Below are 20,362 nucleotides of genomic sequence, written 5' to 3'. Positions count from 1 at the left end.
TGAAATTCGGGTCAGGTTGAAGATATGTCGAACAAAGTGATACTGGTGGTGCTGGATGGTCTTGCCTATGAGACCTCGCAGCAGTGTATGGGGTTTACTCAGGGGTTAGTCGAGCAAGGCAGGGCAACGCTGTATAAACTGCAGTCTGAACTGCCGTCGATGTCACGGCCGTTGTATGAGGCTATTCTGACCGGTGTCGCACCCACCGATAGCGGTATTGTCCACAACCATATTATCCGTAATTCCAATCAGCAGAGTATTTTCAGCCTGGCCCGCCGTGCCGGACTGAGCACCGCGGCGGCGGCCTATCATTGGGTGAGTGAGCTGTATAACCGCAGCCCCTACGATGCGCTGCGAGACCGTTTTACCGATGATCCCGAGCAACTGATTCAGTATGGGATTTTTTATCATCAGGACAGCTACCCGGATAGCCATCTTTACCTCGATGCCGAATGGCTGCGTAGTAAACATGACCCTGATTTTCTCTTAGTGCATCCGATGAATATCGACGATGCCGGTCACCGGGCCGGGTTAGATAGTGCTCACTATCGTAATACCGCCCGCCACTCCGATACGTATCTCTCTGAATACCTGCTGACCTGGATCGATGCGGGTTACCAGATTCTGATTACCGCCGATCACGGTATGAATGGGGATAAAAGCCATGGCGGTACGCTGGCAGAAGAGCGGGATGTGCCTCTCTATGTGATCGGTGATGGCTTCTCCCATGACCCTGATGCCGCACCGCGCCAGTTGGAACTGTGTGGCACTCTGTGTGAATTGCTGGGGATTGAAGGCCACCAGAAGCCGGTCGCGACTGCACTGCTGAACAAGGGGCTGAACAAAGAGCTTAATCAAGGGCTGAACCGATGACCCTGGCGATCTTTGATCTGGATGAAACCCTGTTAGCCGGTGACAGCTGCACTCTGTTCTGCCAGTTTCTCGTGGATGAGGGGATCGCTGCGGCAGACTTTCTGCAACAGGATGCGCTGATGATGGAGCGCTACCACGCCCAGACCCTGGTGTTGGCTGACTACATCCGTTTTCTGATTGAGCCGGTGAAGCATCTGTCTGTCGATCAGATTGACGCGCTGATGCCGCGCTTTGTTGAACGCTATATCGCGCCTCGCATCTATCCCGAAGCACAACAATTGCTGGCGGATTATCAACAGCAGGGGCTGCGGCCGCTGATTATCTCCGCCACTTCCGAGTTTATTGTCAGGGCGGTGGCAGCACAGCTGGGGGTCAGTGATCTGCTGGCGATTCAGCTACAGACCGAGAATAACTTTTATACCGGTGATGTCCGTGGTGTGCCGACCTTTCGCGAAGGTAAGGTGACCCGCCTGCATAACTGGCTGGCGGAGCAACAGGAATCCCTCGACGGCGCGCTGTTTTACAGTGATTCAATCAACGATCTGCCGCTGCTTGAGCAGGTCGAACACCCGGTGGCGGCTAACCCCGACACCGCGCTGCTGGCGATAGCCCGCCAGCGCAACTGGCCAGTGCTGCAATGGACTGCGCCGAAGATCAACCACGCTAACCCAACCCACGATCAACCCTTATCACGACAGGAGCAAAACCATGTCTAAACTTTTCATCGCAGGTGCTATGGCACTGATGGCGGGTAACGCACTGGCTGTCTGCCCGGCGGTTACCGGACCCGACGCGGGTGGTGCCTATCCTCACCTGTTTGAAAAAGCGGAATTTGAAAGCCAGCAGGGCTGCACACTGAGTTTCAGTGAAAACCCTGCGATCAGTCAACTCAATAGTCGCATAGCCGGTAACCCTAAACTGTTACCCCTGGCCCAGCGCCTGCCGCAGGAGCCATTAGTGATTGCCCCTTACCAGAGCATCGGTGTGTATGGCGGTGTACTGGATGGTATCTCCAAAGCGACTGAATCCGGCACCTCCGATCTGCTCTCTGTACGCCATGTAAACCTGGTACGTTTCAGCGATGATCTGGCGACGGTTGTACCTGAGGTCGCTAAGTCCTGGGAGTGGAATGCTGATTTTACGGTACTGAAAGTGAATCTGCGTAAAGGCCATAAGTGGTCTGATGGTGCGCCGTTCACCGCCGCAGATATCGCCTTCTGGTACAACAATATCCTGATGGATAGCCATGTGATTGAAAAGCCAAAGGATCGCTTCCTTTCCGCTGGTAAGCCGGTCAAGGTTGAAGCCCTGGATGATACCACCGTGCAGTTCACCATGAATGAGCCGGCGCCCGGTTATCTGGATAACTTCGCTCAGGACTATGCCCAGCCATTTTTGCCCAAGCATCTGCTGGAAAAATTCCACCCAGCGTTTAACAAGGATGCCGATAAACTGGCGAAGTCACTGGGATTCGACGATGGCTATGCGCTGGTTAACTTCTATTACGGTCAGTCTGACTGGAAAGATATCCCGACGCCGCTGCTGAAAGATAAAGCCGCCACTGAGCGCCTGGTTAAAGCAGGCTACACCGCGATTATGCCGACCCTTGAGTCGCATCTGGTGGTTGAAGATACCCTGGAAAAACGTCACCTGGTGGCTAACCCCTACTTCTTCCAGGTGGATACTGCGGGTAATCAACTGCCCTATATCAATGAGATCAACGAAGTCTATATCGGTGATGAGGATATTCAGACCGCTAAGCTGATCTCTGGTGATGTGGACTATAAAGCCCAGGCGGTTAACCTGCCACAGGCGCCAGTGCTGCTGGAAAACAAAGAGCAGGGCAAATATTCTGTGGCACTGCGTCCGACCATTGCTCAGACCACCTTTGCCTTCAACCTGACTGATAAAGATATCGAGAAGCGGGCGGTGTTTAACGACGTTAACTTCCGTCGGGCGATGTCGGTTGCCATGGACCGTAATCAGATCAATGAGATCGCCTATTTCGGTCTGGGCACACCCACCCAGTACACCGGGTTTGACGCTGACACCACGCCGTTTATCACTGACAAGCAGAAAAACAGCTGGATTCAGTATGACCCTAAACTGGCCGCTGAACTGCTGGACAAAGCCGGTGTTGTGGATAAAGACGGCGATGGTCTGCGTGATCTGCCATCCGGCAAGAAGTTTGAACTGAACATCCAGTATGCCACTCAGGGGACGCCCTCTGAAGTAGTTGAGATCGTGGCGAAAAGCTGGAGCGATGTGGGGGTGAAAACCACCATCAAGGAAGTGACTTCAGATGAATACCGTAACTCTCAAACCGCTAACGACCTGAGTGTACTGAGCTGGGTGATGGGCCGTCCGCTGGCGAATATCGCCAGTAATACCGAAACCCTGGTGCCACCGTATGGCAGTTTCTTCGATCTGCGTACCGGTATGCTGTGGTCTCAGTATCTGGACACAAACGGTGCTGAAGGTGTGGCACCACCTGCGACTGTTGCGCAGATGAAGGCACTGACGGATCGCTTCGTGACCCTGAAAGCGGGTACCGAAGAGTCCAACAAAGTGGGCCGCCAGATCGCCGACCGGGTGGTTGATGACCTGTTTATCATCGGTACGGTAAAAGCGGTTTCTCCTGTCTATTACAGCAATACACTGAAAAACTTTGAAGTGCCGAAGACCTCCTCGTATGAGTTCTATCGCATGTATCCATACCTGCCATCACAGTGGTTCCTGAGCGATGAAGGTGTCGCTCAGCAATAAACCTGAGTGAATCAGAAAAGGGAGGGGCGGGGCCTCTCCCTTTTAGCCGTTATAGCAGCGATTAATGATGATCGTTTTTTTGGGTAGTCGTTTACTAACCCAATTCTCAGGTCTGTAAACCCGGGTTCAGATAATCAGACCTGGAAATAGGGTTAGTAAGCTCAGCAAGGAGTCTTATTGAAATGATGCAATTCTTATCGGATACCTGGTTGCTGTGGATTCTTCTCAGCGTCGGTGGGCTGCTCTGGTGGAGCGGTCGTGACAGCCAGTATTTTCACTATGTGTTTAACCGATACCTGATGGCACTGGCAACCCTGCTGCTGGTCAGTGGTATTGTGTTTTCGCTGATGGAGGTGTTGCCGGGAGACTGTGCCGAGAAGTATATCGCCTATAAAAACACCCAGGGGGAGACCATCACCCAGGCGGATATTCAGGCGGAACGGGTGCGCATGGGGCTGGATAAATCGCTGCCAGAACGCTGGGGCCGCTGGGTCACGAACCTGACCCTGCGGGGCGACCTGGGGTTCAGCTGTGCCAAGCGGCAGTCGGTGAATCTGGCGCTGGGCAACCGTTTCTGGATGAGCTTTATGTTCTGTATCGCCGGGCTGGTGTTTGCCTATCTGATCGCGGTGCCGTTTGGCATTCTGTCGGCTTTCACCATTAATAAATCCTGGACGGATAAGAATCCGCAACATAGCAAAGCCGAACAGCTGCTCGGCACGGCGATTCTCAGCCTGCAAAAAGTGGTGGATCTGCTATTGCGTATTATCAGCTATCTGGGCCTGGCACTGCCCAACTTCCTGTTAGCACTGACTATTATTCTGCTGTACGTGTTTGCCGGTGAGCCGATGCCCACCGGGCTGTTTTCCGACCAGTGGGCCGGCGTACCCTGGTTTGGTGTTAACGGTTTTGAGACCGGTAAACTGTATGATTTTCTTGGCCATATCTGGTTGCCTATCTTCGTTATCGGCTGGTCGGCCACTGCGTTGCAGCTGCAAACGGTGCGTGCGCTGGTGGTGGATGAGTCCAATAAGCTCTATGTCGATGCCGCCCGCGCCCGGGGGGTGGACGGGGTTGCTCTCTGGGCCGGTTATCCGGTGCGTCACTCTATCAGTCCACTGTTTAACTCCATCGGCTTTGACTTTCAGCGGGTGTTTAACGATCTGCCGATTGTGGCGGTGGTGATCGGCCTGACCGATTCCGCTGCGTTGCTGATCGAAGCACTCTCCATGACGAATGATCAGGAGCTGGCGGCCGGTATTCTGTTTCTGGTGGCGCTGGTGGTGATCAGTATGAACTTTTTAACTGATGTGGTGCTGGCGGCAATCGACCCGCGGGTGCGTAAGAGTGTGTTGGGGAACTGATGATGAATGCACTGTTGGCCCGCTTCGGGCGTAAACCAAAGCAAAATAACGATGAATCCTATTATACCGCCGGACAGCTTGCCCTGATTAAGGCGCGCTTTAAACGCAAAACCTCCGGGGTGGTGGCTGCCTGGATTCTCGCTACGCTGGTGCTGATGGGCTTTTTTGCCGGGTTTTTCTCGCCGGTTGATCCTACCATTCGCGGTGCCGATGCCGAGTATCGGCGCGGTGTACCACAGCCGATCTACTTCTGGGATGATAACGGTTTCTCCCTGCGACCGTTTACCTACACCTATACCAAGGCGAAAAGCAAAATAGATCTGAAAGCGCTGGCCGGTGGCGGCCTTGATGCACTGGATGCGTTTACCTCCAGCGGTGCACTGAACTCCTCCAGCCAGAACAAGTTTGAGGTGGATAAACAGCAGCGTCGCTATATTCAGTTCTTTGTTAAAGGCTGGGAGTACAGTCTGATCGACCTGAGTGTTGGTGGCCTGAATCTGGACCTGCGCTGGGACCGCCATCTGTTCGGCGTTGAGCAGGGACAGATCCACCTGATGGGCACCGATGAGGATGGTAAAGATGTCTTCAGTCGCACCCTGCATGCGATCTGGGTGACTATCAGTATTGCCATTGTGGCGCTGGTGGTGAAGCTGTTTGCATCGCTGTTTGTCGGTGGTGTCAGCGGTTATTTTGGTGGCCGGGTCGATACCATTATGATGAGCATTACCGAAGCGGTCCGGGTGGTTCCACCGATACCGATCTATCTCGCTTGTGCCGTGGCGCTGGCGCAGCTCGATCTGACCCCGGTGCAGCGTTACTTTGCCATTGCGGTAGTGATTGGTGGACTGGATTTTGCCACTCTGGGGCGGCGGCTGCGTACCCATATTCTAACCGAGCGTAATCAGGATTATGTGCTGGCGGCACAGCTGTGCGGTTCCAGCACATGGCGGATTATCTGGCGTCACCTGATTCCCAGCTTTACCAGCTATATCATCGTCGACACCCTGATCAATTTCCCCTATGTGATTCTGGCGGAAACCAGCCTCAGCTTTCTCGGGCTGGGGCTGACCGAGCCGGTCAACAGCCTGGGGGTGCTGCTGCAAAAAGCGCAGGACCCGGATATCCAGCAAAATATGGTCTGGCAGTTCTTCCCGGTGCTGGTGTTTGTATTCCTGATTATGGCATTTGTGTTTGTCGGTGATGCCCTGCGTGATGCCGCTGACCCCTATTCGGAGAAGAAGTGATGACTGGAAGCAGAAACTTACTTGAGATTCGTGATCTGACTATCGACTTTGAGACCGATGAGGGGCGGGTAAGGGCGGTGGATAACCTCAACCTGAGCATCCGTCCCGGTGAAGTGATGGGTCTGGTGGGGGAGAGTGGCTCCGGTAAATCGATCACGGCTAAAAGCATCATGCGTCTGGCACCGGGTAATGCGGTGATTCAGCATCCCAGCCAGATTACCCTCCATCACCAGGGGCAGGGTGTGAATATTCTTAAACTGCGGGGCCGTGATCTGCGATTGGTGCGCGGCGATGCGGTATCGATGATCTTTCAGGAACCGATGGCCAGTTTTGCCCCGGCGATCCGGATCAGCGATCAGATTATTCAGACCATGCAGATCCATCTGGGCTATGACAAAGATCAGGCCCGTCGCGCCGGTATCGAACTGTTCGACCGGGTCGGCATTGTCGATCCGGCAAAACGCTTTGATCAGTATGTGTTTGAACTCTCTGGTGGGATGCGTCAGCGGGCGATGATCGCCATGGCGCTATCGACTCAGCCGAAACTGCTGATTGCCGATGAGCCCACCACCGCACTGGATGTCACCATTCAGGCGCAGGTGCTGGAGTTGATGATGGAGCTGCGGGAACAGCTGGGGATGGCGATGCTGTTTATCACCCACGATCTCGGTGTGGTATCCAAAATAGCGGACAATGTCACTGTGATGCAGCGGGGTAACGTGGTTGAGGCTGGCACGGCCGAACAGGTGCTGTTCAGGCCGGAACATAGCTATACCAAACGTTTGCTGGATGCCTTGCCGCATCTGGAGAATCTGCCGGAGGCCCCGAAACATACACCCCAGCCATTGCTGTCGGTGAAAGATCTGTCGATCCGTTATCCGGTGACGGGTAAGGGGCGCAAAACGGAGCTGTTTACCGCCGTGGAGAATATCAGTCTGGACCTGCCGGAAGGACAGATTATCGGTTTAGTGGGCGAGAGTGGTTCCGGGAAAACCTCGCTGGGTAAGGCGATGCTGGGGGCTGCACCGATCAGCAGTGGCCATGTTGAATACCATCACACCAAAAAGAAAGTGAAGTTTGGTGCGGGCAAGCCGGTTAAACGCAAGCGGCTGGCGCGCACCGCGCAACTGGTGTTTCAGGACCCTTACAGTTCGCTTAATCCACGCATGACGGTGCGCGATATTATTGCTGAACCTCTGGAGGCAATGAAACTGACGAAAAATCGCGCGGAGACCGATCAGCGGGTGATTGAGGTGGCGAAACTCTGCCATATTGAGGTGGAGCATCTGCGCCGTTTCCCCCATGCTTTTTCGGGTGGTCAGCGACAGCGCATCAGTATCGCCCGGGCACTGGTATGCAAACCCCGGTTTATCGTTGCGGATGAATCGGTCGCCGCGCTGGATGTGTCGATTCAGGCGGAAATTCTGAACCTGTTGAAACAGCTGAAAGATGAGCTGGGGCTGACCATCCTGTTTATCTCCCATGACCTGAGTGTGATTGCGAACCTGTGTGACTGGGTGTGTGTAATGCGCTATGGCCAACTGGTGGAGCAGGGCACGGTGCGGCAGATCTTCCTCGATCCGCAACAGGACTACACCCAGAAACTGATCGCCTCGATCCCGCTGCTGAACTCATCGGAGGCGAGGTCGACACGCTCCCCGAGCTTGTTGCAGGTTGCTGAGCAGTTTGCCGACTCAGGCTTAAATTATTCTCAATTGGAGCGGGTTTGATATGGATTACTCAATGGCTGAGATCCGCGCCTTTAACGCAACGTTAAAGGCGGGCAATTTTACCCGGGCGGCGGATCTGCTGGAGGTGAGTCAGCCCGCCATTACCGCTCAGATTCGCAAGCTGGAATCCCGTTTCAGCGCCCCGTTGCTGGAACGGCTGAGTAAAGGGGTGCGGGCTACGGATCTGGGTAAACAGCTGTATCAGATTACCCGTCAGTATCACGATCTGGAAGCGGCGATAGAGGTGCTGTCCAATCCCAGACTGTCGCCCGGGAAGATGACCCTGCAGGTGGCTAACGCCTCTTCGATCATCTTTATGCCGCTGATCGCTGAGTTCAGCCGGCGATTCCCACAGACCACCCTGAAAATAAAATCGGTGACTACGTCGGAGTGCCGGGCGCTGGTACTCAACCGGGAGGTGGATATCGGTCTGTTTCCGTTGCTGGATGAGAGTAGTGAACTGTCCCGCCTGGCGTTTTCCTCTCACCGTCTGGTGGCGGTGATGCGGCCGGATCATCCTCTGGCTGAGCATAAAGTGTTGTCGGTCAGTCAACTGGTCGGTGAACCGTTGATCGTCTATAAACCGGAAGCCTGTACCCAGCAATTGCTGGAACAACTGTTTGTGCGTAACCAGCTCAGGGTGTCGGGCAATGTGGTGGTGGATGGACGGCTGGATATGTCTGAGGCGGTGAGTCATGGACTGGGGATCGGCTTTGCGCTACAGCAGGATATCCGCCCCGATCCGCGTTTGACAGTCATACCGATTGCAGAGGCCACTGAGGAGGTGGTAGAGCATGTGGTGTGGATGAAAAATCGTCGCAGTCTCCCCGGAATCCGTGACTTTATTCAGCTGGCGCTGGAGCAGCGTTGCGGTGCGCTGTCAGAGGTAAGCGAGTTATAAAAAAAGCCACTTTTTGTTTGATTTGTCGCTCAAGTTCCCGTTGTGCTGCCGATATACTTTATATCGCGAAGGAGTATTACGATGGAAATTACCGCAGCTTCCGCTTCTGCATATCAGCAAGCCTCGTTACAGAATGAGGTTGCACTGGCTGTTGCAGGTAAAGCAAAAGATAATCTTGAACTGCAGGGGGCAATGGCTCTGCAACTGCTGGAAAGCGCAGCTTCGGCTGCCGTCGATCCCTCGTCTCCACTGGGGCAGAATATCGACATCATGGCATGATAGCGTGGTGCCAACAAAGATGGGGCCGTCGTAAATTAATTTACAGCCCCGACCGGAACAAAACCGCCGTCTGGCGGTTTTTTTATCGCTTAAATCAGATTTCGTAATCCGCTGGCTTAAGAGACATGACGTTCGATTCAATCTGTCGGATCACTTCAGGCAAACGCTCTGCGGTCACCGGTTTACTCAGCAGAAAGCCCTGAATATTCGTACAGTTTAACTGATGCAGGTAGTGCAGTTGCTCCAGCGTCTCAACCCCTTCCGCAATCAACTCCAGATCAAGGCTCTGGGACATCGCAATAATCGCGCTGACCAGAGAGGCATCCTCTTTATTGTCTGGCAGGTCACGGACAAAGGCGCGGTCAATTTTTAGTTTATCGACAGGGAACTGCTTCAGATAGCTGAGTGAAGAATATCCGGTACCGAAATCATCTATCGCCAGTTTTGCCCCCAGTGCTTTAAACTCCTTTAGCCAGGTTACAGCGGCATCAGAGCTGTCCAGAAACATGCTCTCGGTTATCTCAAAAACGAGTTTTTCTGGGTCGGCTCCTGTACGCTTAATAATCTTTTCAGCCATCCGGGCATCGAAGCCCAGTTGCCGCTGATTACTGGACACGTTAACCGCCAGACAAAGGTTATCCAGTCCCTGTTCCTGCCACTGCATCAGTTGCTCGCAACCGCGCTGTAACACCCATAGCCCTATCGGTTGAATAAGCCCGGTTTCCTCTGCCAGCGGGATAAACTCGCCCGGGCCGGTCAGTCCGTTGCCGGGACGGTGCCAGCGAATCAGTGCTTCAACAGACACCACTTTGTGAGTCTCCAGATTGCAGACCGGCTGGTAATAGAGTTCAAACTCGTTTCGTTCAAGTGCCAGCCGCAGGGCCTGTTCCATCTCTGTCCGGTTTTTGACATGCTCGCGCATCTCAGCGTTGAAAAACTGGTATTGATTGCGGCCTTTCTCTTTTGCAAGGTACATCGCCATATCGGCGTTGCGCAGCATCGAATCACCGTTGTTGGCATCGCTGGGGTAGCAGGAGATCCCCACACTGGCACCGATATAGAGTGTTCTGCCTGCCAATTGAAACGGTGGACTCAGCACCTCTATAACCCGTTGCGCAGTTTGTGACGCATCATCGGCTTCAGCGATACTTTGTAGCACAATAACAAACTCATCACCGCCGAAGCGGGTCAGCAGATCAGTATCACGGATGACCGAGGCCAGCCGGATACTCACCTGTTGCAGCATCTCATCGCCGACCGAGTGGCCCAGGGTATCGTTAACCGCTTTGAAACGGTCGAGATCGATAAACAGCAGCGCACAGCTACTGTCGGTCTGATCGCAGAGTTGCAGTATCCTGGCCAGTTCCCGTTTCAACATAATCCGGTTGGGCAAAGAGGTGAGCGCATCAAAGTTGGCTTGCTGGCGAATCTTCTCTTCGTCGTCTTTACGCTGCGTCATATCCGAGAAAACCGCAACATACTGTTCCAACTGGCCATCGCTGTTTCTGACAGCGGCGATCGACAGCCACTGGGGGTAGACTGAACCATCACGGCGTTTATTCCACACCTCGCCGGACCAACTGCCGACGTTCTCCAGGGTTTGCCACATCTCCTGATAAAAGGAATCGCTCTGTTTACCAGACTGAAATATTTGTGGGGTTTTGCCTATCACCTCTTCAGCGCTAAAGCCGGTGATCTCGGTGAACGCAGGGTTGACAGATATAATCCGGGCGTCGGGTGAGGTGATAATTATCCCTTCGTTGGTGGTTTCAAACACCGCGGCATTCATCCGCAGCTGCTCTTCGGTAGAACGGCGTTCGGTAATGTCCTCTTTTACGGCGACGAAGTGGGTAATCTCACCGTTGGGATCTCTGACTGCGGAGATGGTTGCCGCTTCCCAATACAATTTGCCATTCTTACGCCGGTTGAGAAAGGTACCCTGCCAAGCCTTTCCGGCCAGCATCTGCTGCCACATATCCTGGTAATTGACCGGTGAGATATCGCCGGAGCTGAAAATGGCCGGGCTCTTACCGAGCACCTCCTTCAGTGAGTATCCGCTCACCTGTTCCGCTTTGGGGTTGATATACTCGATCAGGCCGTTGATATCGGTAATGACAACGGCGGCGGGGTTTTGCTCCAGTGCCCGGGACAGCTTTCTCAGTTCCTGCTCCCTGAGCCGGGTCTCGGTGATATCGACTCTGACCCACACCTCACCGCCCTCATTGGTGGGGGTGTTACTACACAGGTAGTAGTTGCCGTTCTCGATATGCTGTACAACCCGCTGGTTGGTGGCGCTCTCTTGCTGATAGCGGCATTTTTCATCGATAGCTTTCTGAATAATCTCTTTATGGGTGCCGGGTTTCAGCAGTGAGGTGATCCAGGGATAAAAGCTGGAAAAGTTACGGTTGCTCAGAATCAGCCGGTTTTCGGCATCGAACAGGGCGAAAGCTTCTTTGATATTATCAACACCATCTCTCAGACGTAGCCGGGCCTGCTCGGTCTGCTGGTGGGAACGGATAAGCCGCAGATAGAGAAAGGTCAGCAGCAGTATCAGCGCGGTGGTCAGCCCGATCAGCACCGAATTAAAATACTCGGTCTGCTGGGTAACCTTATTGCGATAACTCAGATAACTGCTGTAGAGCTGGTTGAATGCAGTGCTATTCGGGATCTGCTTATATTCAGCCAGGAGTTGAGTCAGTTGGGTCTGCGCAGTCAGATTTGTCTGAATATGAAAGATCAGGTCGGCAATGCCTTCCGAACGGATGTTCGTGAGGTCATTCAACTGCTTTCTGATTTCCCGGGCATCCAGATCACTGCGGAAAATATGGTATTGATACAGCAGGTTAACAATCTGTTTGGCTTGGGGTAGGCTGGTATCATGGCTTTCTTCAATCCGGTTGAGCAGCATCGGCATATAATTCAGGCCGTTGCGGACCACTGCTGCCAGGGTTTTGATCCGTTCCGTCAGTTCTATTCGTTGATCCAGGGTGTGGCGATACTGCTTTAGTTTGACAGCCAGCTCCGCTGGCAGCTCCCGGAACAGGCTGGCGGTCTCCGGGTCGGTCTCCTGTTGTTTCAGCTGTTGGGTCAACCTGACGATCTCATCATAGTTTTGCTGCTGCATTGAGCTGATCAGCAGGACCTCCAGATCAAGGGCATTATCCAGCACCTGAAGTTGCAACAGAATTTCAGAACGTCTCTGGCCAGACTGAGACTTATCGTCATGCAGCAGATAGAACAGGCAGGCCAGCAGTATGATTGCCACCATCGATGTTAGATAGAGCCGGGCTTTAAACCAGATCATTGCTGCAGTTCCGGATGCTCACCTTTCAGGGAGGTGATAAAGCTGCTGATTGCCGAAATATGCTCTGCAGGAATTTCACGGCCTAACTGGAAGCGCCCCATGATCTCTATTGCTGTTTTCAGCTCTTTCACCGCACCATCATGAAAGTAGGGGGCGGTAACCGATGCCATCCGCAGGCTGGGCACCTTAAACAGGTATCGGTCCGCTGCATCATTGGTGGCGGTGTATCGACCCAGGTCGGTATCACTGAGTGGGGTACTCCGGGTATTGAAATACTCAGAGATATCCTTGACCGCCCCAAACGGGGCGTACATATTGCCGCCCACATTGGTGCCCTGATGGCAACTGATGCAGCCATAGGATTTAAACAGGCGGTAACCATGCTTCTGCTCGGCACTCAGGGCGGATTCATCCCCCTTTAACCAGCGGTCGAATGGCGCATTCAGGGTTGATAAAGAGCGTTCAAACTGGGTGATGGCATTACGTATGTTTGCTCCATTAATGCCATCCGGATAGAGGCTTTCAAAGCGTTGTCTGATGGCTGGATCCTGATTCAAACGATTGACTATTTTTGGCCAGTTGCTGTTCATTTCAACCGGGTTGTGGACTGGCCCATTCACCTGTTCATTCAGATCGGCTGCGCGACCGTTCCAGAACTGTACAAAGTTGAGACCGCTGTTATATACCGTCGGGGTATTGGCTGAACCCTGCGCACCGCCGACACCCCGTGATACGGCAGAGGTATCGGCTCCCCCCTTTGACAGGTTGTGGCAACTGGCACAGCTGATACTGCTATCGGAGGATAGCCGGGGATCATGAAACAGTACTCGGCCGAGGCTGACTTTTTCCGGGTTTAAGTGACTGTCCGCCTGGATCGGGCTGATGGGCTCTGAAGTCAGGTCCATCGCGTTGGCCGGTGGGCACAGCAGTAAAAGCAGCAATACTGCGCAATGAATCAGATGCTGATAGGGCTTGTGTGTCCGACTGTACTGCTTAAAAGCCTGCACAAAGACATTCCTGTATTCTGAGTAGGGTTATGAGTATAAGGGCTATTAGTACCGTATTCTGCGCCTTTTGACCATAATCTGACTACTCAGATCGGTGTCAGCGGTCAATTTTATGGGCTCTGGCGCAGGAATCGCGAAGATTGCAGCAAGAACAGGGTGCGGAAGCACCCTGTTTGAGGAGGGGAGGGCTGAGCAGGTCTGCAGAGGCGTTAATCGTTGATCAGCAGAATTACCAGTTTTTTCGGACCATGGGCACCCATCTGCAGCTTCTGTTCAATATCGGCGCTGCGGGACGGGCCGGTAATCATGTTCACTGTGCGCGGCATGGTGTCACCGAATTTCTCACGCAGCGTTTTCCAGGCCTCTTCGTAGACACCAACAATCGCAGAGCGGTACAGTACCACCAGATGGTTGTCCGGCAGAAAGTTCAGGGTGGTGGGGCTCTGCTCACCCGAGTGCAACATCAGGGTGCCGGTCTCTGCAATACCGGCAAAGCTAAGTGTCAGGCTGGCGAGATCACCGGCCTGTGCCACCCGCTCTGTTTTTTCAATCTGCTGCTGCGCAAGGGGGCTCCAGTCCAGCTCGCGGAGCTCGCTATTGCTGGCGCTGACCAGCTCCCGGATCCCCTGGCTGGAAAGCCAGTCAGCACAGGCACTGGGAACCTGATCAAAACGATCCAGTTCGATCAGTTCAGAGACCGCTTCGCTGGCCATCGTTTTAAACAGTTCCACCTGCTCTGCTGCAGGCAGCTGAGCCCGTTGGGGAATCAGATTACTCGGTTTGCAAGCTAACCTGTTCTGTACTGCTTGCTGACGCTCTGTATCGGCTTCGCTGCGGTTGAGTCCGCGACGGATGTTGCCAAGAATCTCTGCACGACTCATTATTGCTGACCTCCCGCTTTCTGTTGCTCTTTCCAGGCTTGCATAAAGGTTTTACCCTGTGGCGCAGGCATATCGCGCCAGTCGGTCCAGCCGCCCGCTAAAGGCAGTGTCCTGATCCGACCGTTCTTGCCCGCCCAGGCTTTCATCATCCAGCTGGCCATACGGGTGTAGGGTTTATACAGGGCTGGACGCTTGGCCAGAAAAGCCCAACCGGCCAGACCGTAACGGGCGGCTTTCGGTTGCAGGTGTTTTTCAAACTCATCTTCGCGCCAGTGACGCATCAGTTTTGGTAGCGGTATTCTAACCGGACAGACCGATTCGCACTTGCCGCAGAAGGTGGAGGCGTTGGGCAGCATGCCGCCTTTTTCGATACCGATCATCTGCGGTGTCAGCACCGATCCCATCGGACCGGGGTAGACCCAACCATAACTGTGGCCGCCCACTGCACCATAGACCGGGCAGTGGTTCATACAGGCGGAACAGCGGATGCAACGCAGCATATCCTGAAACTCACTGCCGACCATCTCACTGCGGCCGTTATCCACCAGTACCACATGGAAGTTTTCCGGACCATCCTGATCGCCTTCACGGCGGGGGCCGCTGGAGAGGGTGTTGTACACCGAAAACTCCTGGCCGGTGGCGGAGCGGGCCAGCAGCCGCAGGAACAGGGTCATATCCTCCAGGGTGGGTACCACTTTCTCAATGGAGGTGACGACAACATGGGTTTTGGGCAGGGTCTGGGTCAGATCACCATTGCCTTCGTTGGTGACAATAATGGTGGAGCCGGTTTCCGCAACACAGAAGTTGGCACCGGTAATACCGACATCTGCCGCAACAAATTTCTCGCGCAATACTTCACGGGCTTCCTGCATCAGTACTGCCGGGTCGCTTGACTTCGGTCGATGATGATTGGCGTGGAACGCCTCGGACACATCCTCCAGATTCAGGTGGATCGCCGGGGCGATAATATGGCTGGGGTGATCATGACGCAGCTGCAGGATATACTCCCCCAGATCGGTTTCCACCGGCTGCACGCCGTTGGCTTCGAGAAAGTCGTTCAGGCCGATCTCCTCTGTCACCATCGATTTGCCTTTGGTGACAGTCTTTGCATCAACCTGTTGGCAGATATCGAGAATGATCCGGTTGGCATCATCTGCGGTGCGGGCCCAGTGAACATGGCCACCATTTTCGATGACTTTGCGTTCGAACTCCTCCAGATAGAGATCCAGGTGTTCAAGAATATGGTTTTTCAGGTCGCGCCCCTGATCCCGAAGCTGTTCAAACTCGGGCATCCGGCTGACGGCAATGGCGCGCTTTTCCGGGAAACCGGCTTTCAGGTTACCCAGCGCCTTTTGCAGGTTGGCATCGGCCAGTGCATCGTGGGCGCGCTGTTTAAAGAACGGGGTATTTATCTGCATCGTCTCGCTCCTTAAAGCTGTTGTGCCAGGCCATAATCGGCTTCGCCAATGGCGGGGGTGTCGGTCATACCGGCCAATACTTCGACAATGTGACGGGCTTCGACCTGTTTCCCTTCCCGCTTCAGTTTGCCGGCCATATTCAGCAGGCAACCCAGGTCTCCGCCCAGCACCGTATGGGCGCCGGTATTGCTGATAAATTCAGATTTGTTGGAGACCATCCGGTTGGATATTTCCGGATATTTGACGCAGAAGGTGCCGCCGAAACCGCAGCAGGTTTCCGCTTCCTCCATCTCTTCCAGCTCAACTCCCTGAACCTGTTGCAGTAGTTGCCGTGGCTGCTGTTTGATGCCGAGCTGACGTAAGCCGGAGCAGGAATCGTGGTAGGTGACTTTATGATTAAACTGCAGCTGACGGAGTTGTTCCTGCAGGCTGTCCATGCCGATCACATCGAACAGAAATGAGGTGATCTCAAAGCTGCGGTTTTTCAACTCCAGGGCCCGCTGGTAATAGCTGTCAGAGGGGGCAAACACTTCCGGGTAGTAGTGCAGCATGCCGATACAGGAACCGGACGGCCCAACGACATACTCATAACCATCAAAGGCATCGATGGTTTGACGGGCGATATCTGCCGTGGTTTTGCGATCACCGGAGTTGAACGCTGGCTGTCCACAGCAGGTTTGGCGTTCGGGCACTTCCGCTTTGCAGCCTGCCTGTTCCAGTAGTTTAACTGTTGAGAAGGCCACAGAGGGGCGGAACATATCGGCCAGACAGGTGACAAACAGGCCGACTCGTGGCCCGGAGGATATATTTGGCATGTGCGTTACCGTAGTTATTGTTTTCGACCCAGAGAGACGGGCCAGAAAACTGACTCTGCTCCCGCTGGTTGGCGTCTTTCTTTTGAATTGATGCTATGCAAGATAGTTAATGACGGCCGGGAAAGAAATGCTACACTGATAACTGGTCTGACCAGAGGGCGGTAAAACCGCAGAATTATCATCCGATGAATCACAATCTGAGCGAAACCCTGTTGTTGCAACTTAAAGAGAGCCTGTATAACGGTGAGCTGTTGCCGGGGGGCGAACTTGAGTCGCAGCGACGCATGTCTGAATCCCGGGGGATCTCCCGTTCGACGGTGCGCGAAGCGGTAGGACAGCTGGAAGCCGAGGGCTATATTGAGGTGAACCAGGGAGGGAAAACCCGGGTGAAAAATCTGCTGGAACCCTACTTTGAGATGCCTGTCGGGGAGGGCAAAGCGCTCGGCGATAACCCTGAATTTCAGCGTCAGGTGCTGGATGTCCGGGCGATACTGGAGGGCGAGGCTGCTTTCTATGCGGCCACCCGTGCCAGCGATGATCAGCTTAAGGCGCTGGATGCTGAATATCAGAAGATGCAGCAGCGGGGACAGCGGGAAACAACCCTGGCAAAGGCCAAGGAGGATCTGCGGTTTCATATGATGATTGCCGAGTCATCCCATCATCTGCTGATCATCAGTTTTAGTCAGCTGTTTTATACCCGCTTTTTTAACGCGATCTACGGGGTGCTGACCCGCACCCTGAAAAAATATGGCCGCTATCCGGATGGTATCCGTTCTCAGCACAGTGCGATCCATCAGGCGATCATGGCGCGCAATGCCGATGCAGCACGCACGGCGGCCACCGAACATATTCTCTATACCCGCAGGCATTTGGAAAATGAATGAGCGGTTTGTTGGGCGATCATTTATGAAAAAGTGGGGCTATCCCAGCGTGCGTCAGGAGATGCCTGAGTGTTAACTGGAATACAAGCTCTGCTGCTGGATATCAGTGGTGTTATCTATCAGGGAAGTCAGCCTGTTGAGGGGGCGGTTGAAGTTATTGAAAAAGCCCGTCAAAAGGGCCTGACAGTTCGCTTTCTCACCAATACCGCGAGTAAGTCTTCGGCGCAGATTATGCAGGAATTGCGCAGTATGGGCGTCAATATTGAGCCGCAGGAGTTGTTTACTGCCCCCAGGGCTGCCTGTGAGCTTATCGATGAGCGCGGTCTGCGCCCCTATTGTATTCTGCCCGATGCTATCGCTGCTAAATTCGAGTGTTATCCACCAGAACAGGCCGACGCTGTATTGCTGGGGGATGCCGTTGATGGTCTCAGTTATGCATCGCTGAATCAGGCTTTCCGGCTGTGTCAGGCGGGTGCTCCACTGATCGCTATCGGCATGAATCGTTACTACATGTCAGACGAGGGTTTGCAGCTGGATGCCGGGCCTTTTGTCAAAGCGCTGGAGTGGGCCGCGCGCACTGAAGCGCAGGTGATGGGCAAGCCGGGCCGGGCGTTTTTTCATCGGGCTGTTGCGTCGACCGGCTATCAGGCGCATGAGTGCCTGATGGTGGGTGATGATATCGATGCCGATGTTCTGGGCGCACTGGATGCAGGGATACCGGCGGTGCTGGTACGCACCGGAAAATACTGCCCTGAGGATGAGCAGAAGTTAACGTCCGGGGGGCGGGTAATTGATAGCCTGGCGCATCTGTTCGACTGATCGTTTAATACGGTAAATTCACCTGATTGAAATAGCTTTATAACCTCACATCCGCTAAAATATCGCGCCTTAATGTTGTTACCTGGTTTGTAACAGCGTCAAATTTTCAAGTGTGGCCTGTGGTACTGGTCAGCACTGAACAGATAGGAATAGACAATGCCTGTAATTACCCTTCCTGATGGCAGCAAGCGTGAGTTTGCTAATGCCGTTACCGTTTTTGATGTTGCCGCTGATATTGGCGCGGGCCTGGCTAAAGTTGCACTGGCCGGTAAAGTTAATGGTGAGTTGGTGGATACGTCCCACACCATTACGGACGATGTTGAACTGGCAATCATTACCCCCCGCGATGAGGAAGGTCTGGAGGTTATTCGTCACTCCTGTGCTCACCTGATGGCTATGGCTGTGCAGCAGCTGTTCCCAACCGCACAGGTGACCATTGGTCCGGTCATTGAAGATGGTTTCTATTATGACTTCGCTTATGAGCGTCCGTTTACGCCGGAAGATCTGCAGAAGATCGAAGCGAAGATGAAAGAGCTGGTCAAAGCCAACTATCCGGTTTTCCGTTCGCTGATGAGCCGCGATGAGGCGGTAAAACTGTTTGAAGAGAAGGGTGAGAAATACAAGGTTGAACTGCTGGAAGCGATTCCCAGCGATGAAGATCTCTCTTTCTATTCGCAGGGCGATTTTATCGATCTGTGCCGTGGCCCGCACGTGCCGTCTACCGGCCATATTAAAGTTTTCAAACTGATGAAGCTGGCCGGTGCATACTGGCGCGGCGATTCAAACAATGAGATGTTGCAGCGCATCTACGGTACTGCCTGGGGCGATAAGAAAGATCTGAAAGACTATCTGCATCGTCTGGAAGAAGCGGAAAAACGCGATCACCGTAAACTGGGTAAGCAGCTGAACCTGTTCCACCTGCAGGAAGAAGCGCCGGGTATGGTGTTCTGGCACCCCGATGGCTGGACGCTGTATCAGGGTATTGAACAGTACATGCGCCAGAAACTGCGTAAGCATGGCTATGATGAGATTAAAACCCCTCAGGTGGTTGAACGTACCCTGTGGGAGAAGTCCGGTCACTGGGATAAGTTCTCGGAAGAGATGTTTACCACCCATTCTGAAAACCGTGATTTCGCCATTAAACCGATGAACTGCCCCTGCCATGTGCAGGTGTTTAACCAGGGACTGCGTTCCTACCGTGATCTGCCGCTGCGTCTGGCAGAGTTTGGCTGCTGTCATCGGAATGAACCGTCTGGTGCACTGCATGGGATTATGCGGGTGCGCGGATTTGTTCAGGATGATGCGCATATCTTCTGTGCCGAGGACGATATTCAGAGCGAGGTTGCGCGTTTTATCGACTTCCTGCATGAAGTGTATGCAGACTTTGGTTTCAGCGAGGTTATCTACAAACTCTCAACCCGGCCTGAAAAACGGGTCGGTTCTGATGAGGTGTGGGATAAAGCAGAGAAAGCCCTGGGTGATGCGCTGGATGCCGCAGGTCTTGACTGGGCTGAGCTGCCAGGTGAAGGTGCGTTCTACGGTCCTAAAGTAGAGTTTTCGCTGAAGGATTGTCTCGGCCGGATCTGGCAGTGTGGTACAATTCAGGTTGATTTCTCTATGCCGGGTCGACTGGGTGCTCAGTTTGTCAATGAATCCGGTGATCGTGAAACTCCGGTGATGCTACACCGGGCGATTCTCGGCTCTTTTGAGCGCTTTATCGGTATTCTGATTGAGAACTTTGCCGGTGCCTTGCCAACCTGGCTGGCGCCAAAACAGGTTGCGATTTTGAATATTACCGACAAACAGGCGGAATATTGTCGCGAACTTGAAGAAAAACTCACAGATCTTGGATTCTTTGCATCTGCGGACTTGAGAAATGAGAAGATCGGCTTTAAAATCCGCGAGCACACAATTCATAAAGTTCCTTATCTGCTGGTTGTTGGCGATAAGGAGGTAGAAACCGGCGCTGTGGCAGTACGTACCCGCACCGGTGAAGATCTCGGCACATTGTCGATTGAAGAGTTTTGCGAGCATCTGAAGCAGGATGTTGCTCAGAAAGGCCGCAAAGAATAATTAATAG

At 53.6% G+C, this 20,362-nt stretch carries 16 protein-coding genes; 11 read left to right on the top strand and 5 right to left on the bottom strand.

Annotated features, from left to right (window positions below):
• Positions 1-24: 24 nt before the first annotated feature.
• From OCU43_RS17645 to OCU43_RS17610, 8 genes are all read left to right on the top strand, one after another.
• A complete protein-coding gene (locus tag OCU43_RS17645) occupies positions 25-873 on the top strand; it encodes an alkaline phosphatase family protein (RefSeq protein WP_091357400.1) in 849 nt (282 codons plus the stop codon).
• Entirely contained in the window at positions 870-1,589 is a 720-nt protein-coding gene (locus OCU43_RS17640; RefSeq protein WP_091357398.1) for an HAD family hydrolase, read from the top strand. Before OCU43_RS17645 ends, OCU43_RS17640 begins: the two co-directional genes overlap by 4 nt.
• On the top strand, positions 1,582-3,639 hold the full coding sequence (locus OCU43_RS17635) for an ABC transporter substrate-binding protein (RefSeq protein ID WP_091357396.1): 2,058 nt from the start codon (positions 1,582-1,584) through the stop codon (positions 3,637-3,639). Before OCU43_RS17640 ends, OCU43_RS17635 begins: the two co-directional genes overlap by 8 nt.
• 182 nt (positions 3,640-3,821) lie before the next feature.
• A complete protein-coding gene (locus tag OCU43_RS17630) occupies positions 3,822-5,003 on the top strand; it encodes an ABC transporter permease (protein ID WP_091357394.1) in 1,182 nt (393 codons plus the stop codon).
• Complete coding sequence (locus tag OCU43_RS17625; protein WP_091357391.1) at positions 5,003-6,247, top strand: ABC transporter permease; 1,245 nt, start codon at positions 5,003-5,005, stop codon at positions 6,245-6,247. Before OCU43_RS17630 ends, OCU43_RS17625 begins: the two co-directional genes overlap by 1 nt.
• Positions 6,247-7,977, top strand: a complete 1,731-nt coding sequence (locus tag OCU43_RS17620; protein WP_091357388.1) for a dipeptide ABC transporter ATP-binding protein — start codon at positions 6,247-6,249, stop codon at positions 7,975-7,977. Before OCU43_RS17625 ends, OCU43_RS17620 begins: the two co-directional genes overlap by 1 nt.
• 1 nt (position 7,978) lies before the next feature.
• Positions 7,979-8,878 (top strand): LysR family transcriptional regulator, encoded by a 900-nt coding sequence (locus tag OCU43_RS17615; RefSeq protein WP_091357385.1) that lies wholly within the window; start codon positions 7,979-7,981, stop codon positions 8,876-8,878.
• 81 nt (positions 8,879-8,959) lie between these two features.
• Positions 8,960-9,157 carry a putative motility protein gene (locus OCU43_RS17610; protein ID WP_091357382.1) on the top strand — a complete coding sequence of 66 codons (198 nt, stop codon included), beginning with the start codon at positions 8,960-8,962 and terminating at the stop codon, positions 9,155-9,157.
• Positions 9,158-9,251: 94 nt separating this feature from the next.
• Here the strand turns inward: OCU43_RS17610 and OCU43_RS17605 are convergent, their stop codons facing one another.
• The 5 genes from OCU43_RS17605 to OCU43_RS17585 all read right to left on the bottom strand — a co-directional run bounded on the left by OCU43_RS17605 (position 9,252) and on the right by OCU43_RS17585 (position 16,582).
• Complete coding sequence (locus OCU43_RS17605; protein WP_091357381.1) at positions 9,252-12,461, bottom strand: EAL domain-containing protein; 3,210 nt, start codon at positions 12,459-12,461, stop codon at positions 9,252-9,254.
• Positions 12,458-13,468 carry a cytochrome-c peroxidase gene (locus OCU43_RS17600; RefSeq protein ID WP_245756549.1) on the bottom strand — a complete coding sequence of 337 codons (1,011 nt, stop codon included), beginning with the start codon at positions 13,466-13,468 and terminating at the stop codon, positions 12,458-12,460. Before OCU43_RS17600 ends, OCU43_RS17605 begins: the two co-directional genes overlap by 4 nt.
• Before the next feature lie 209 nt (positions 13,469-13,677).
• Entirely contained in the window at positions 13,678-14,349 is a 672-nt protein-coding gene (locus OCU43_RS17595) for a LutC/YkgG family protein (RefSeq protein ID WP_091357379.1), read from the bottom strand.
• A complete protein-coding gene (locus OCU43_RS17590; protein ID WP_091357377.1) occupies positions 14,349-15,767 on the bottom strand; it encodes a LutB/LldF family L-lactate oxidation iron-sulfur protein in 1,419 nt (472 codons plus the stop codon). Before OCU43_RS17590 ends, OCU43_RS17595 begins: the two co-directional genes overlap by 1 nt.
• A gap of 11 nt (positions 15,768-15,778) precedes the next feature.
• Entirely contained in the window at positions 15,779-16,582 is an 804-nt protein-coding gene (locus tag OCU43_RS17585; RefSeq protein ID WP_091357375.1) for a (Fe-S)-binding protein, read from the bottom strand.
• A 185-nt stretch (positions 16,583-16,767) separates the two neighbouring features.
• Here OCU43_RS17585 and OCU43_RS17580 point away from each other — a divergent pair, with 185 nt between their 5' ends.
• The 3 genes from OCU43_RS17580 to thrS all read left to right on the top strand — a co-directional run bounded on the left by OCU43_RS17580 (position 16,768) and on the right by thrS (position 20,355).
• Positions 16,768-17,466: a FadR/GntR family transcriptional regulator gene (locus OCU43_RS17580; RefSeq protein WP_091357373.1), complete on the top strand. Its 699-nt coding sequence runs from the start codon at positions 16,768-16,770 to the stop codon at positions 17,464-17,466.
• Between the two features lie 66 nt (positions 17,467-17,532).
• Positions 17,533-18,282, top strand: coding sequence for a TIGR01458 family HAD-type hydrolase (locus OCU43_RS17575; RefSeq protein ID WP_091357371.1), 750 nt, complete (start codon positions 17,533-17,535; stop codon positions 18,280-18,282).
• 156 nt (positions 18,283-18,438) lie between these two features.
• A complete protein-coding gene (gene thrS / locus OCU43_RS17570; protein ID WP_091357369.1) occupies positions 18,439-20,355 on the top strand; it encodes a threonine--tRNA ligase in 1,917 nt (638 codons plus the stop codon).
• The last annotated feature ends 7 nt before the right edge of the window (positions 20,356-20,362 follow it).

Source organism: Amphritea atlantica (assembly GCF_024347255.1).
In the GTDB taxonomy this organism is placed as follows: Bacteria; Pseudomonadota; Gammaproteobacteria; order Pseudomonadales; family Balneatricaceae; genus Amphritea; species Amphritea atlantica.
Note: the sequence above shows the minus strand (reverse complement) of the source record. Positions and strands in the feature narration are given on the sequence as shown.